12 protein-coding genes are annotated in these 14,091 nt (G+C 42.8%); 9 read left to right on the plus strand and 3 right to left on the minus strand.

What is annotated here, in order from left to right:
- Positions 1–228: 228 nt before the first annotated feature.
- Positions 229–2,757: a mannose-1-phosphate guanyltransferase gene (locus RMY64_RS05335; protein ID WP_322675178.1), complete on the plus strand. Its 2,529-nt coding sequence runs from the start codon at positions 229–231 to the stop codon at positions 2,755–2,757.
- A 474-nt stretch (positions 2,758–3,231) separates the two neighbouring features.
- On the opposite strand, the gene RMY64_RS05340 is transcribed toward RMY64_RS05335, so the two are convergent.
- Positions 3,232–3,900 carry an HAD family hydrolase gene (locus RMY64_RS05340; RefSeq protein WP_322675177.1) on the minus strand — a complete coding sequence of 223 codons (669 nt, stop codon included), beginning with the start codon at positions 3,898–3,900 and terminating at the stop codon, positions 3,232–3,234.
- An 803-nt stretch (positions 3,901–4,703) separates the two neighbouring features.
- Between RMY64_RS05340 and fldA the strand changes: the two genes are divergently transcribed.
- From fldA to RMY64_RS05360, 4 genes are all read left to right on the plus strand, one after another.
- Entirely contained in the window at positions 4,704–5,216 is a 513-nt protein-coding gene (fldA, locus tag RMY64_RS05345) for a flavodoxin FldA (RefSeq protein ID WP_322699495.1), read from the plus strand.
- Positions 5,217–5,283: 67 nt separating this feature from the next.
- Complete coding sequence (locus RMY64_RS05350; RefSeq protein ID WP_322699496.1) at positions 5,284–6,033, plus strand: alpha/beta fold hydrolase; 750 nt, start codon at positions 5,284–5,286, stop codon at positions 6,031–6,033.
- A 182-nt stretch (positions 6,034–6,215) separates the two neighbouring features.
- Positions 6,216–6,446, plus strand: coding sequence for a DUF433 domain-containing protein (locus RMY64_RS05355; RefSeq protein WP_322685343.1), 231 nt, complete (start codon positions 6,216–6,218; stop codon positions 6,444–6,446).
- A complete protein-coding gene (locus tag RMY64_RS05360) occupies positions 6,443–6,676 on the plus strand; it encodes a DUF5615 family PIN-like protein (RefSeq protein WP_322675172.1) in 234 nt (77 codons plus the stop codon). Before RMY64_RS05355 ends, RMY64_RS05360 begins: the two co-directional genes overlap by 4 nt.
- Positions 6,677–6,816: 140 nt before the next feature.
- Here RMY64_RS05360 and RMY64_RS05365 read toward each other — a convergent pair whose 3' ends face one another.
- The gene (locus RMY64_RS05365) at positions 6,817–8,160 is read right to left on the minus strand and encodes an ABC transporter ATP-binding protein (protein WP_322699497.1); all 1,344 of its coding nucleotides are present in this window, start codon (positions 8,158–8,160) and stop codon (positions 6,817–6,819) included.
- Between the two features lie 302 nt (positions 8,161–8,462).
- Between RMY64_RS05365 and RMY64_RS05370 the strand changes: the two genes are divergently transcribed.
- From RMY64_RS05370 to RMY64_RS05385, 4 genes are all read left to right on the plus strand, one after another.
- A complete protein-coding gene (locus RMY64_RS05370; RefSeq protein ID WP_322699498.1) occupies positions 8,463–9,719 on the plus strand; it encodes an FAD-dependent oxidoreductase in 1,257 nt (418 codons plus the stop codon).
- 417 nt (positions 9,720–10,136) lie between these two features.
- Complete coding sequence (locus RMY64_RS05375; RefSeq protein WP_322699499.1) at positions 10,137–10,709, plus strand: single-stranded DNA-binding protein; 573 nt, start codon at positions 10,137–10,139, stop codon at positions 10,707–10,709.
- A 336-nt stretch (positions 10,710–11,045) separates the two neighbouring features.
- Positions 11,046–11,789: a class I SAM-dependent methyltransferase gene (locus RMY64_RS05380; RefSeq protein WP_322675168.1), complete on the plus strand. Its 744-nt coding sequence runs from the start codon at positions 11,046–11,048 to the stop codon at positions 11,787–11,789.
- Positions 11,790–12,025: 236 nt separating this feature from the next.
- Positions 12,026–13,912, plus strand: coding sequence for an ABC transporter ATP-binding protein (locus tag RMY64_RS05385; RefSeq protein WP_322699500.1), 1,887 nt, complete (start codon positions 12,026–12,028; stop codon positions 13,910–13,912).
- An 11-nt stretch (positions 13,913–13,923) separates the two neighbouring features.
- Here RMY64_RS05385 and RMY64_RS05390 read toward each other — a convergent pair whose 3' ends face one another.
- Positions 13,924–14,073: a hypothetical protein gene (locus RMY64_RS05390; protein ID WP_322675166.1), complete on the minus strand. Its 150-nt coding sequence runs from the start codon at positions 14,071–14,073 to the stop codon at positions 13,924–13,926.
- Positions 14,074–14,091: the final 18 nt, after the last annotated feature.

Below are 14,091 nucleotides of genomic sequence, written 5' to 3' on the forward strand. Positions count from 1 at the left end.
GGACTGGGGACTGGGGACTGGGGACTGGGGGGATGAGAAAGATAACAGGGAGAAATATTGAACAAGTTTCTCCCCAATGCCCAATCCCCAATCCCCAATCCCCAATCTATATGCATCTTGTGGAAGTTCCTCAAATCTCAATATCCATAGGAGACTAGAGAAAGAAAAACAAAATATATCTGACACGTTTTTCAAATAGCGAAAGCTGTAACTAGTTAAGGAGGATTTATGCGTGCAGTACTGATGGCGGGGGGTTCGGGAACGCGGCTTCGCCCGTTGACTTGCGATCTGCCAAAACCGATGGTGCCGATTCTAAATCGACCAATTGCCGAACATATTATCAATCTCCTCAAACGACATCAAATTACAGAAGTTATTGCAACATTGCATTATTTACCTGATGTCTTGCGAGACTATTTTCAAGATGGCAGCGATTTTGGCGTTCAGATGACTTATGCTGTCGAAGAAGACCAACCTTTGGGTACAGCAGGCTGTGTAAAAAACATTGCCGAACTTCTTGATGAAACCTTTTTAGTGATTAGCGGGGATAGCATAACAGATTTTGACCTGACGGGGGCGATCGCATATCACAAACAAAAACAGTCAAAAGCTACTTTGATTTTAACCAGGGTTCCCAACCCGATTGAATTTGGAGTGGTGATTACTGATGAGGAAGCCCGGATTCGGCGATTTTTAGAAAAACCCTCTAGTAGTGAAATTTTTTCTGATACCGTCAACACTGGTACTTATATTCTCGAACCAGAAGTTTTGGAATATTTGCCAGCAAACGTTGAATGTGACTTTTCTAAAGACTTATTCCCCTTACTGCTAGCAAAAGATGAGCCAATGTATGGTTACATTGCTCAAGGTTACTGGTGTGATGTCGGTCACTTAGATGCCTATCGTGAGGCTCAGTATGACGCGTTAGATCGAAAAGTCCAGTTGGATTTTGCCTATAAAGAAGTTTCTCATGAATTATGGGTAGGTCAAAATACTTACATCGATCGCACGGCTGTGATTGAAACCCCGGCTGTGATTGGTGACAATTGCCGTATTGGGGCAAGAGTACAGATTGAGGCAGGAACCGTAATTGGGGATAATGTCACTATTGGCGCTGATGCTAATCTCAAACGTCCCATCGTGTGGAATGGGGCATTTATTGGCGATGAAGCACATCTTTCTGCCTGTGTAATTTCCCGTGGCACTCGTGTAGACCGCCGCGCCCATGTATTAGAAGCTGCTGTTGTAGGTTCGCTTTCTACGGTAGGAGAAGAAGCCCAAATTAGCCCTGGTGTGCGCGTTTGGCCCAGTAAAAAGATTGAGTCAGGAGCAGTTTTAAACATTAACTTAATTTGGGGGAACACTGCCCAACGAAATTTATTCGGTCAACGTGGTGTTCAAGGATTAGCTAATATCGACATTACTCCAGAATTTGCCGTGAAATTGGGAGCTGCTTACGGTTCTACTTTGAAACCTGGTTCTAAAGTAACGGTTTCCCGCGACCAGCGTAATGTCTCTCGGATGGTGACGCGATCGCTGATTGCAGGTTTAATGTCGGTAGGTGTTGACATTCAAAACCTTGATGCTACAGCTATCCCCATCGCCCGTACAGTTATACCCACAATGTCGGTAGCTGGTGGTATCCACGTCCGGGTACACCCCGATCGCCCTGACTACATTTTGATTGAATTCATGGATGCCAAGGGCATTAATATCACCAAAGCCCTGGAAAAGAAAATTGAAGGGGCTTACTTTAAGGAAGATATGCGGCGGGCGCTAATTCATGAAATTGGCGATGTATCTTACCCCAGCCAAGTCATGGAGCGCTACTGCACTGCTTTTGAGAAACTATTGCATGTTCATACACTCCGCAACAGTCGGGCAAAAGTGGTGATTGACTATGTTTATGCAGTATCAGGGGCAGTTTTACCCCAAATGTTGGATAAATTTGGCGCTGATGCAGTGGTATTGAATGCCAGTGTCAATAAAACGGCAATGTCAATCACCGATCGCGAAGGATTGCTGACTCAGTTAGGCCATGTAGTGGAGGCATTAAAAGCTAACTTTGGTGTGCAAGTATCCGCTAATGGAGAACAGCTAATTTTAGTTGATGAATCCGGCTACCCAATTCGCGGGGAAATGTTAACAGCATTGATGGTAGACATGATATTAACTGCTAACCCCAGAGGAACAGTAGTTGTACCAGTTCATGCTTCTAGTGCTATTGAACAAGTCGCCCGTCGCCATGATGGTAGAGTGATTCGCACTAAAGCCAACCCTACAGCTTTAATGGAGGCTTGCCAGAAAAACCCGAATGTGGTATTGGGAGGTAGTGGAGATACTGGTTTTATTTTCCCGCAACTGCATCCGGGATTTGATTCCATGTTTTGCATTGCCAAGATAATTGAGATGTTGACTATCCAGGAGCGATCGCTTGCTGCGGCGCGGTCAGAATTGCCTCGTGTAATTCACAAAAGTTATACAGTCCGTTGCCCGTGGACAGCTAAGGGTGCTTTAATGCGTTACTTGGTAGAAACTCACCCAGCCCAAAATCTAGAATTAATTGATGGAGTGAAAATTTGTCAACCCTACGATGACAGTTGGCTGTTAGTTTTACCAGATGCCAGCGAACCACTGGTGCATTTGTATGCAAATAGCAACGATCGCGAATGGGTAGATGAGACTGTGAGAAACTACCGCACCCGTGTTCAGACTTTTGTGGAAAGACAACAAGAATATCAACCCGCCGAAGTGTAATTCGTAATACTTCGGCTACGCTCAGTACAAGTTCGTAATTCGTAATTGAATTCTTTAATTACGAACTACGAATTATCTTGACCACCCGCCCATTCGTCACAAATTAAGGCTGTAAGGTAGTTGTCAAAAGATTTTGAGAAGGCGTTCGGAAGAAAAATTGGTCGGAGCCTCGTTGTTTTTCCGTTACAAAATAATGCCTCTAAAGTTGAACTGTCCACTATCCAAATTCGAGAAATTTAGTTAGAGTAAACTGAATACTTTCAGGTATTGGTCGTTTATTTCTACATTTGGGCGTATTGACAAAATACACTTATTTTTAAAATGTGACTCATCAGACTCTAGGCGATTACCTAAGCTAAAAAAGTCGTCAACAATATATCCTAAATTTTCAGAAAATTGGACAGTATAAGAATGAATAAGGTGATTGTCCTGGGTTCAGTAAACCTTAAGTGATATCCCACAAAAACTTTAAAATCACTTCCACAATTTCAATAAAATCGGCAATTGATACATATCCTCAAAAACTAGCTTTGCTCCTGCGGCAATCAAAGCATCGTGATGCGAAGAATTGCCTTGATTACTTCGTGGAGTATAACCAAATACCTGCATTCGGGCGGCAGATGCTGCTTGCACCCCCGTTACCGAGTCCTCGATTACCAAACAATTTTCTGGAGTCTTACCCATTTGGCTAGCCGCATACAGATACACATCAGGAAAGGGCTTAGGGCGTTCAACATGATGAGAGCTATATAGCTTGCCATCAAATTGATGCAACAATCCCGTTAATTGTAAAACGAATTGAATATGCCGAGGACTGCTGTTCGATGCTACACATCTTGGCAATGTAATCTGTTCTAAAACGGCAGCAATTCCCTCAGTTGCTTGGAGTTCTTGTTGCAATGCAGCGATTTCTCGTTCCTTACAGCGTTCAAGCAATTTAGCAGGAACTGGTTTTCCGTAGGTTTTCTTAATAATCTCCAAACAAGTTGCCAATGACTTCCCCATAAATTGTTGGGTGACTTCTTCATAGGTGATTGTCAATCCACCTTCAGTTAATGTTTCGGCAAAAATACGATTCACTATCGGTTCACTATTTACCAACACACCATCGCAATCAAAAATGATCAATTCCAAATTTGTCATAGCTTAACGAACAGTTACTTTTTTCAGTAATTGTAATCTAGACAAGTTCAACAAGTCGTGCGTACACATCTTTTGCACAGGAGTGCTTTGATAGCGTTCCCGAATAAATCCCTCCCATCACCCGCGCAAACACTGACTACACGAATGATTCCCGGTAAAGATGCATCCAAGCTATGAGAAATATATTCCCGAACAATTTGCAGTCGCTGCTGCAATGTTGGTGTTCACTATTGTAGAGATCGTGCCATTCAAACCAGTCTTTTGGCATAAGGGGCAATTTCCGTTTGATTTAAACTATCTTCTTGCAGAGTGCGTTATTCACTCTTAATATAAAAATACGGTAACTTGATTGAGTTACCGTATTTAAAGCAGCCAAAGGACAAGATCGCATAACTTCTGCAAGATCGAGTCTTGTATCGCTTTTAGTCTAAACTCTTTTGTTCAGGCGTTCATCTCAATACTCCTATTCGAGTCAGTGCGAAGTTTTTGACCAATTAAGGTATGAGAATTCTTGCTGCCTCGTCTAGTTTTCGGTTTGTTTCCTGAAATACTTAACAAAAGTTTACCCATCTAAATGAAAAAGACTCTCAATTATTCTGGTAGTATATCTTCAGAGTTATTGAGACTAATACTCATTAAGCGGGTCATGTATTTCAGCTATTTGCAAACTTTCTGAAAAGATAACGCTTTTGACTTGCGTGGCTGTTCAAACACTGGAGTAGATGCCTTGATGGGCAGATTAACCAACCTCTCAGGGCGACTTTTCAGCAGAGCACACAACTATTTATTTTTCAGGTGTCAATATGTCAAAAAAAATTGGTTTGTTTTACGGGACTCAAACTGGTAACACTGAATCTGATGCTGAAAAAATTCGGGATGAGTTTGGTGGTGATGTTGTAACATTACATCCCATTTATGAGGCGGATAGTAGCACTTTTGATGAATATGACTTGCTGATTATTGGCTCTCCTACTTGGGATATTGGTCAACTTCAGAGCGATTGGGAAGGCTTTTTCTCCGATCTAGATGAAATAGATTTTAGTGGAAAGCTAGTTGCCTATTTTGGTGATGGAGACCAATATGGTTATGCCGATAACTTCCAAGATGCAATTGGAATTCTGGAAGAAAAGATTTCCCAACGGGGCGGCAAAACTGTTGGTTACTGGTCAACCGAGGGATATGATTTTGAGAATTCTAGAGCTTTGAGAAATGGCAAGTTTGTCGGATTGGCACTTGATGAAGGTAGTCAATCTGATTTAACAGACGAGCGAATTAAAACTTGGGTTGCTCAGTTAAAGAAAGAATTTGGTTTGTAGAGATTTAGGGCGTACAGCTAGCTGTGCGCCTTTATTGCAATTGATAATTTAGAAGTTATAGGTATTTATGTCTGATTCATTTGATGTTTTATGGTTAAGTGCCAGTCCTGTTTTGCAGCGTTTTGATAAACCATTACTTGAATATTTATCTAGTTATATAAATATTGCTCAGTGGGAATATCAGCAAACTAAAGATGAAGCCAGTTCCATAGATCAAGCTGTAGATTTACTGTATGAATTTTTGGAATGCCGCGGCCCCGTGCATTTAGCAGGACATGCTATGGGTGGTGCGATCGCCTTAACCTTTGCGCGGCGATTTCCGCAAAAAGTGCGATCGCTCACTCTGCTAGCTGTAGCTGCTCAACCTGCAAACAATTGGCAGGCTCACTATTACTTTCAACGACAACTTTTTAGCATCAGCCGTGAACTAATTCTAGCAAGTACCGTTCGCAGTCTATTTGGCAATCAACCACCTCATACCACTAAAAAGTTAGTAGCTGCCTTAGATAAAGATTTAGAACAATCTCCCACGTCACACTCTTTATTTAAGTTGGTTTATTTACCCAAAGGTGGAGTTTCTATGCCAATGATGGTATGTGGTAGCAAGAGCGATCCGGTAGTCAACTCAACTGTATTGCATGACTGGTTAAATTGGTTCAAGCCAGAAGATAAACTCTGGGAATACCCAGAAGGGTATCATTTTTTTCACTATTTTTATCCTCAACAGGTTGGCGAACAAATTTTGAGTTTTTGGCAAAGTCACCATCCGCATTTACTAGAAGCATCTGCACTATCTTTTAGCACTTCTATAAATTAGTAACTTTGAGGTGCGATGTCTGACGAAAAGCCTTACGGCTACACACCGATGAAATTTGGGGTGTAATGGGGTGTGTAGCTTGCCGCCGTAGGCATCGCTACTTTACAGTTGAAAGCACTTTTTTACCAATTCGATCGCACTTGTGAAAGTTAAAATGCTCAATATAATACTCTACAAAAATTATGCAAAATCTCACTAGAATTACTCGCAATCCTGAAGTGATGGGTGGCAAACCCTGTATTCGGGGAATGCGTATTACTGTTGGTACCATCGTCGGGTTAATAGCATCTGGACACAGTAATAGCGACATCCTCAAGGCATATCCCTACCTCGAAGAAGCCGACATCTATGAGGCACTTGCCTACGCTGCATGGCGGGCTGAAGAGATTGAAGTCCCTCTTAGAAGTGCATGAAAATTTCGATTGATATGAACCTTTCTCCTGATTGGGTTGCGGTTTTTGAGAGGTACAATATCTCCGCTGTCCACTGGTCTACAGTTGGCGATCCCCGCGAGAAAGATTCAATAATTATGCAGTGGGCAAGAACTAATGAATATATCGTCTTTACTCACGATTTAGACTTCGGTTCCTTACTAGCTGCCACAGGTGCCGATACTCCCAGTGTTATTCAGGTTCGTACCTAGGATGTTTTGCCGAATAGTATTGAAAATCTAGTTATTTCAGCCGTGAATCAGTTTGAGTCTTCACTAGAAATAGGCGCATTGGTCACTGTTGACCAAGCTCAATCTAGGGTGCGTATTCTACCAATTAGGCGCGGATAGTATTAGGGAAATATTGCTAACTCGGTTTCTGGATCAAAAAAGTGAATTTTCTCTGGGGTTAGCGATAACCAAAGTTGCTCACCAGGTTGTACAAATCGGTCTGGTGGTATTCGCACTTGTAGGTAATTCGCTGTAGTACTAGGTTTAGATCCTGGTTCGGCAATCTTAACAGCGAGAAAGGAATCATTGCCGAGATTCTCTACCAAATCTACTTGCACTGGTAGATTTTTGGTTGCAGGCATACTCAAGTTAAAGTGTTCTGGACGGATGCCTAAAATTAGAGTTTTCCCATCATATTTTTGTAAAGCTTTTCCCCAAACTTCTGGGAGGGTGAAACGAAACTGGGAACGAGTAATCAACTGCGGGGCATGAAATTCTACAGGAATAAAATTCATCGGTGGTGAACCAATGAATTCTGCTACAAAAAGATTGGCTGGGCGGTTGTAAAGTTCTAAGGGAGAAGCAACTTGCTGAATTTTACCCTCAGACATAATCGCAATACGATCGCCCATTGTCATAGCTTCTGTTTGATCGTGGGTAACGTAAATTGTTGTTGTCCCCAATTGGCGCTGCAATTTGACAATTTGAGCGCGGGTTTCTGCCCGTAGTTTGGCATCTAAGTTAGAAAGCGGTTCATCCATTAAGAATACTTGGGGGTCACGTGCGATCGCTCTTCCCAATGCAACCCGTTGTCTTTGTCCCCCAGATAGTTGTTTGGGTAAGCGATTCAACAATGTTTCGATTTGCAACAGTTGAGCAACACTACGCACCTGTTCATCCACCGCCCGTTCTTTGTCAGAAGTGTAGCGCAATCCTTTAGGTAACTTTCTGGTCGCTCCTACAAAAAGATTTTCCGCCCACGTCCGAAAATAAGGAGACGAGGAAGTATCTCCTCTGCTCCCCTGCTCCTCGGTCACTGAGCGTAGCCGAAGTGCTGCTCCCCTGCTTTCCCTGCGGCGTAACCCAAAAGCGATGTTGTCATACACCGTCATGTGAGGATAAAGGGCGTAATTTTGAAACACCATTGCGATGTCGCGTTCTTTGGGTGGTAAGTCATTGATCAAGCGATCGCCTATCCAGATATTACCGCCAGTCATCGTTTCTAACCCGGCTATTAACCGCAGCAAGGTACTTTTACCACATCCAGAAGGCCCTACCAGCACCATAAACTCGCCATCTGCGATCGTCAGGTTAATCCGTCGCAAGACATTGACACTTTCCGCCCGCTCTTGGGCTACATCGATTTTTTCCCCAGGCGTGAGAGGAGATTGGGTTTGTGAGGTAACACTTTCCCCTTTACGCGAGGAAAAACTTTTATAAACGTTTTCTAAAATAACTTGGGACACAACTAATTATTGTCATTGGGGATTGGGCATTGGGCATGGGGGAGCCACTGCGGTCTTGGGGTCTCCCCCTTCGGGTTCGCGAGTTCCTCTTTGTTGAAACAACAAGACCGGACTCGCTCACCAAGTGGAGCAAGTGGCGTCATTGGGCATTGGATTTGGACTAATGACTAATGACTAATGACCAATGACAGTTTAGCGCCCATCATAATACACCTTCAGGGTAAATACGAAAAGTTAAAAAAACAGCTTGCATTATCAAAAGCAAACTATCCTGAATTTTAGGGCTATCAAGAGGTGTTGTGATGACTACCGATGTACCTAAAAATCTTTCTCAAGACCCAAGTATTAATCCTGTCCATGACATTGTAGACGTACAAACTACAGATTGTTGCATTGTGGGTGGAGGGCCAGCAGGAGCAGTATTGGGGCTGTTGTTAGCGCGTCAAGGCATTTCGGTGATGCTGCTGGAAGCACACAAAGACTTCGATCGCGACTTTCGCGGCGATACAATTCATCCATCGGTGATGGAAATTATGGAGGAATTGGGATTAAGCGATCGCTTGTTAGAACTTCCCCATACCAAAATGCGCCAAATTAGTATTCAAACTCCTCAAGATACTCTCACATTCGCAGATTTTAGCCATCTGAAAACCCATTATCCCTACATTACAATGCTTCCCCAGGTAAAATTCTTGGAGTTCATCACCCAAGAAGCACAAAAATATCCTAATTTCCATCTAGTAATGGGTGCGAATGTGCAGGAATTAATTAGTGAAAATGAAGTAATTCAAGGTGTCCGCTATCGAGGAGGCGGTGGTTGGCATGAAATTCGCGCAATACTGACAGTGGGTGCAGACGGTCGCCACTCACGTTTACGCCACTTGGGTGAGTTTGAATCAATCGAAACTTCGCCGCCAATGGATGTCCTCTGGTTTCGCCTACCGCGTCAGCCAGAAGACCCTGAAGGGGGAATGGGGCGCTTTGGTCAAGGTAAGCTAATCGCCATGCTTGACCGTGGTGATGAGTGGCAAGTTGCCGATGTCATCCTCAAGGGAGGCTATCAACAACTAAGGGCTGCGGGTTTGGAGGAATTAAAAAAATCGGTTGTGGAAGTAGTACCAGAATTCCAGCAACGCATTCAAAATTTACATGACTGGTCACAAGTAGCTTTTCTTTCAGTAGAGTCCAGCCGCGTCAAACGCTGGTATCGTCCAGGACTATTACTCATTGGTGATGCAGCTCATATAATGTCCCCTGTGGGTGGAGTTGGGATTAACTACGCGATTCAAGATGCTGTCGTTGCAGCGAATGTACTCAGCAAACCGCTCAAGAACCGACAAGTACAACTTAGCGACCTAGCAAAAGTACAACGTCAACGCGAATTGCCCACACGCATTATTCAGGCGTTTCAAACTTTTATCCAAAAGCGGGTATTGGCCCCGGTTATCACCTCAAATCGCACCTTTGTACCACCTGGGTTTTTGCGCTTACCCATCTTGCGCGACCTTCCAGCCAGGTTGATTGCCTTGGGTGTTTTTCCAGTTCACATCAAGGCTTAATGTTTGCCAAGAATTTTTTCTATTTGATCAATGGGTGGTACAATTATACTACTCCATGCAGAATTCAATGCTCATTTAGTCAAGCGAAGGTGGCGGGCGGCATACACAATGCTGTTCAAAGCGATCGCTTGGCTTTTATGCTAGAAATGACTAAAAAGAATTCAGCACCCAGGTAGTCGTCGAGCGTAGCCGAAATGAGTCATAAGTCAGAATTGATAAGGATTTTAGTATGATTGATATATTCATTCATCAAGTGTTCTTCTGACTCTTGAATTCTATTCTCAAAATAAATGTAGAAAAGTTGTTCAAACATTATTAAAAAATGCAAAAAATTAAACCTATCTAGATATTAATTGGCACTACATAGAAAAACCTCTCTTTTTCAATCAGTACTTTTTGCAGTCAGGAGTAATTTTAATGAACAGCTGCGTTTTGATGGCAGAAATTATTAACGAACCGCAACTCCGCTACACAGCCGATAATCTGGGAGTTACGGAAATGCTGGTGCAGTTTCCCAATTCCCAGAAACCAGAAGATCCGCCAGCCACCCTGAAAGTTGTCGGCTGGGGGAATTTAGCGACAGAAATTCAGCAAAATTACCACCAAGGCGATCGCGTCATCTTGGTAGGACGTTTAACTATGAATACTGTCGATCGTCAAGAAGGTTTTAAAGAAAAACGCGCTGAATTGACAGTACAACAAATTCAATCTGTTGGAGGTAGTTTTAATACCGATCCATTACCCTCAACAAACGTAACTCCATCATTTACTGAAACTGCTCCTCGACAACCATCAGCATCTCGTCCAGCACAGAAAGAGGTTCCCAGTTACGAGTCACCACGTCCAGCACCTACTCCAGCGACAAATCCTGTTGGCGTTGCTCCCCAAACGAAAACTTACGAACCCGTACCCCAATCCACAAATTATGAGCGAACTACTTATCCAGCAGTGAAAGAGGAAGAACCAGATCCAGATGATATTCCGTTCTAAAGTTGGTAGTTGAGCGTGTATTCAATTTACTAACTAACATTAGATTAGATAATTTCTACAAATAGCCATCCTTGAAGATGTGCTATTTTTTTGTCTGCGTTGACGCTTTGGGTTTTGTCGTGAGGCATCGCTGATAATAATTCTGCATTTATCTGGTTCTGCTAACGACACAAAAATTACATGAGAAATTCTGATGGTATTTCCAACAAAATCAACACCCTAGCTAGATCGTACACAAGAGTACTTGGTGTGAAGGCAGGGTTAGGGTTACTGGCAGCTATGTATAATTGAAAACTCTCACAATAAAACACTAGCGCTTTGTTAACCGTAAATTATATGAGTAACTTTATTAGCAGTTCAGTTGAAGCTTTGGATAACCTGGCTGTAACTTGGGAACGCTTGATTCCCAAACGCATGGCTAACGATTCGGCTAGTCGCAAGATCGTGGAGCTACATCTTGGACGCTACGAAACTGCAACTAAGTATGTCTTGGGAAAAAGAGTTCTAGATATAGCATGTGGCAGTGGATATGGTAGCCAAATGCTTCGTGTGGCAGGCGCAAGCAGTGTAGTTGGAGTTGATATATGCTCCCAGATTGTGGAATATGCTAATAAACACTACCAAATACCCGGAATAGAGTTCATTTGCGCTGATGCAGAGCAATTTGAGTGTTCAGAGCCTTTTGACGTTGTTATCTCCTTTGAGACGATAGAACATTTAAAAAATCCGACCTATTTTTTAAGACAACTCAGTAATTATTTAACTAGCAATGGTATATTGATGATGTCTGTACCACTAGGTGAAACGCGTCATTTTGATCCATACCACCTTCATGCTTTCACTCACGAGCAAATATTTACGCTTCTGGAAACAACAGGTTTTTGTGTAGATTATTACCGTTGTGACCAGTGTTTTTTGACTCGTAGTGAGTTGCTTTACTGGAGACAACTATACTCAGAATCCAGCCCATCGTTTTGGGAATTGTTGTTTACTCGAAAGGGATGGCAGATCGTACACGACCTTGTGCTTCAGGGTGGTTTTGATGCTCCTCAACTGTTGGTTATTGCTTATAAAGTATAGATAAAGTCTCGAACTTCGGCAGATAATGGCTAACTGTAAGTTGTACTTGTGAACGATCGCGAGCAGTTCTACATCGCAAATGTATGTATATTGTGGAAGTATGTGATGTCAATTGTGGTTAAAGTTTTAGCAGTGAACACTGCCGAGGAGTATAAAAACCAAATTTACGCACATAATAGATCAAAACTATTGTTAAAATCCAAATAATTTTAAGTTAAGATTCATACCCAACTCCTATGAGAGAAACTGTCCTAGAGGTTCGCAATCTCCAAGTTGAATTTCCCGGTGATGGCAACACTGTCAGAGCTTTGGATGGTATTTCCTTTACGCTGCATCGAGGTGAAACTCTAGGAATAGTAGGAGAATCGGGAAGTGGTAAATCGGTGACAGCCTTAGCTGTGATGGGTTTGTTGCAAACTCCTGGCATAGTGAGTGGCGGTGAAATCTGGTTTCGTCCGCAGGAAAATGGCAACCCCATCGATTTGGTAACATTGCCTCCTGAGCAAATGCAGTTACACCGGGGTGGCGACATCGCCATGATTTTTCAAGAACCGATGAGTTCGCTTAATCCGGTTTATAACATTGGGTTTCAGCTAACAGAAGCGATTATGCGGCATCAAAATGTGTCAGCAGCCCAAGCACGACAAATTGCGATCGCAGGTCTGCAAGAGGTTAAACTTCTACCTAGCGATGAGGAGATCCAGCAGCAGTATATCGAAACTTGGCACCAAACCAACGCCAAATTATCTAAACCAGATGGGCCAAAGTTGGCACAGTTGGTTAAAGAACATAAAGAAGCCATGCTGGAACGCTATCCTCATGAACTTTCTGGAGGTCAGTTGCAACGGGTAATGATTGCAATGGCAATTTCTTGCAACCCATTAATCTTAATTGCCGATGAACCAACCACAGCTTTGGATGTGACGGTGCAAGCGACTATTTTGGAGTTAATGCGAGAATTACAGCAAAGCCGTGATATGGCAATGATTTTCATCACCCACGATTTGGGGCTAATTTCAGAAATTGCTGACCAAGTAGCGGTAATGTATAGAGGTAAAGTTGTCGAATCTGGTACTTCTCGGCAAATTTTCAGTAGTCCCAAGCATCCATATACTAAAGGTTTGATAGCTTGTCGCCCCACACTCAACCGCCGTCCCCAAAAATTACTCACTGTTTCCGACTACATGAGTGCAGAAGAGACGCTAACCGGACAAGTAGTAATTCAGCCGAAAGAACCCGCACAACCCACAGAAGTTACTAAAGAAGAGATTGCTGCAAGATTGGCAAACTTTAATGAATTGGAACCCCTGCTGCAAATCCGCAACCTGAAAGTTAGTTTTCCAGTGCGTGGGGTGTTCGGTAGTATAAAAAGTTATAATATGGCAGTTAATGGCGTTTCTTTTGATGTTAAACCAGGAGAAACACTAGGTTTGGTGGGAGAATCTGGTTGCGGTAAAACGACCCTTGGCAGAACCTTGCTGCGCTTAATTGAACCGATGAGTGGTCAGATTATCTTTGAGAAACAAGATATTACTAGTCTCAAAGGAGAACGGTTGCAAAAACTGCGGCGGGAAATGCAAATAGTCTTCCAAAATCCTTTTAGTTCCCTCGATCCCCGAATGAAGGTTGGGGACGCGGTAATGGAACCTTTGTTAATTCACGCTGTTGGGAAGACAAAACAACAACGACGCCAGCGAGTAGTCGAACTTTTAGAACGAGTAGGGTTGAGTGCAGATGCGATTAACCGCTATCCTCATCAGTTTTCTGGCGGTCAACGCCAACGGATTTGCATAGCTCGTTCTTTGGCGTTAAATCCTAAGTTTATCATCTGCGATGAGTCAGTTTCAGCGCTAGATGTTTCAGTACAAGCGCAGGTATTAAATCTTCTAAAAGAGTTACAGTCAGACTTTCAGCTTACTTATATCTTTATTTCTCACGATTTAAGTGTAGTGAAATTTATGAGCGATCGCATTTTAGTCATGAATCGCGGTCAAATTGTTGAAGAAGGGACAGCCGAAAGCATCTACCAAGAACCTAAAGAGGAATACACGCAAAAATTAATTGCTGCGATTCCTACTGGTAGTGCTGAACGGGTGCGAAATCGTCATCTACGGGCTTTGTAGAGTATATATTACTAAAGCTGGTTGGTGTAGTTATTTACAGACTGGCTACCGTGATTCACTGCATAACGAATCGCACCTACTCCAAGATGTGCTGTTGAAACCCCTACCCTAGACACAAAAGCTTGGGGAGTTACTACCCGGAACTTTTTTTGATAAATCACCTTCCCATCTTAATATAA

The organism is Nostoc sp. DedQUE08 (genome assembly GCF_034530895.1).
GTDB lineage: Bacteria > Cyanobacteriota > Cyanobacteriia > Cyanobacteriales > Nostocaceae > Nostoc.

Coding starts and splice junctions, on each gene's coding strand:
- RMY64_RS05335 (WP_322675178.1), top strand. CDS start 229: ATGCGTGCAGTACTGATGGCGGGGGGTTCGGGAACGCGGCTTCGCCCG.
- RMY64_RS05340 (WP_322675177.1), bottom strand. CDS start 3,900: ATGACAAATTTGGAATTGATCATTTTTGATTGCGATGGTGTGTTGGTA.
- fldA (WP_322699495.1), top strand. CDS start 4,704: ATGTCAAAAAAAATTGGTTTGTTTTACGGGACTCAAACTGGTAACACT.
- RMY64_RS05350 (WP_322699496.1), top strand. CDS start 5,284: ATGTCTGATTCATTTGATGTTTTATGGTTAAGTGCCAGTCCTGTTTTG.
- RMY64_RS05355 (WP_322685343.1), top strand. CDS start 6,216: ATGCAAAATCTCACTAGAATTACTCGCAATCCTGAAGTGATGGGTGGC.
- RMY64_RS05360 (WP_322675172.1), top strand. CDS start 6,443: ATGAAAATTTCGATTGATATGAACCTTTCTCCTGATTGGGTTGCGGTT.
- RMY64_RS05370 (WP_322699498.1), top strand. CDS start 8,463: ATGACTACCGATGTACCTAAAAATCTTTCTCAAGACCCAAGTATTAAT.
- RMY64_RS05375 (WP_322699499.1), top strand. CDS start 10,137: ATGAACAGCTGCGTTTTGATGGCAGAAATTATTAACGAACCGCAACTC.
- RMY64_RS05380 (WP_322675168.1), top strand. CDS start 11,046: ATGAGTAACTTTATTAGCAGTTCAGTTGAAGCTTTGGATAACCTGGCT.
- RMY64_RS05385 (WP_322699500.1), top strand. CDS start 12,026: ATGAGAGAAACTGTCCTAGAGGTTCGCAATCTCCAAGTTGAATTTCCC.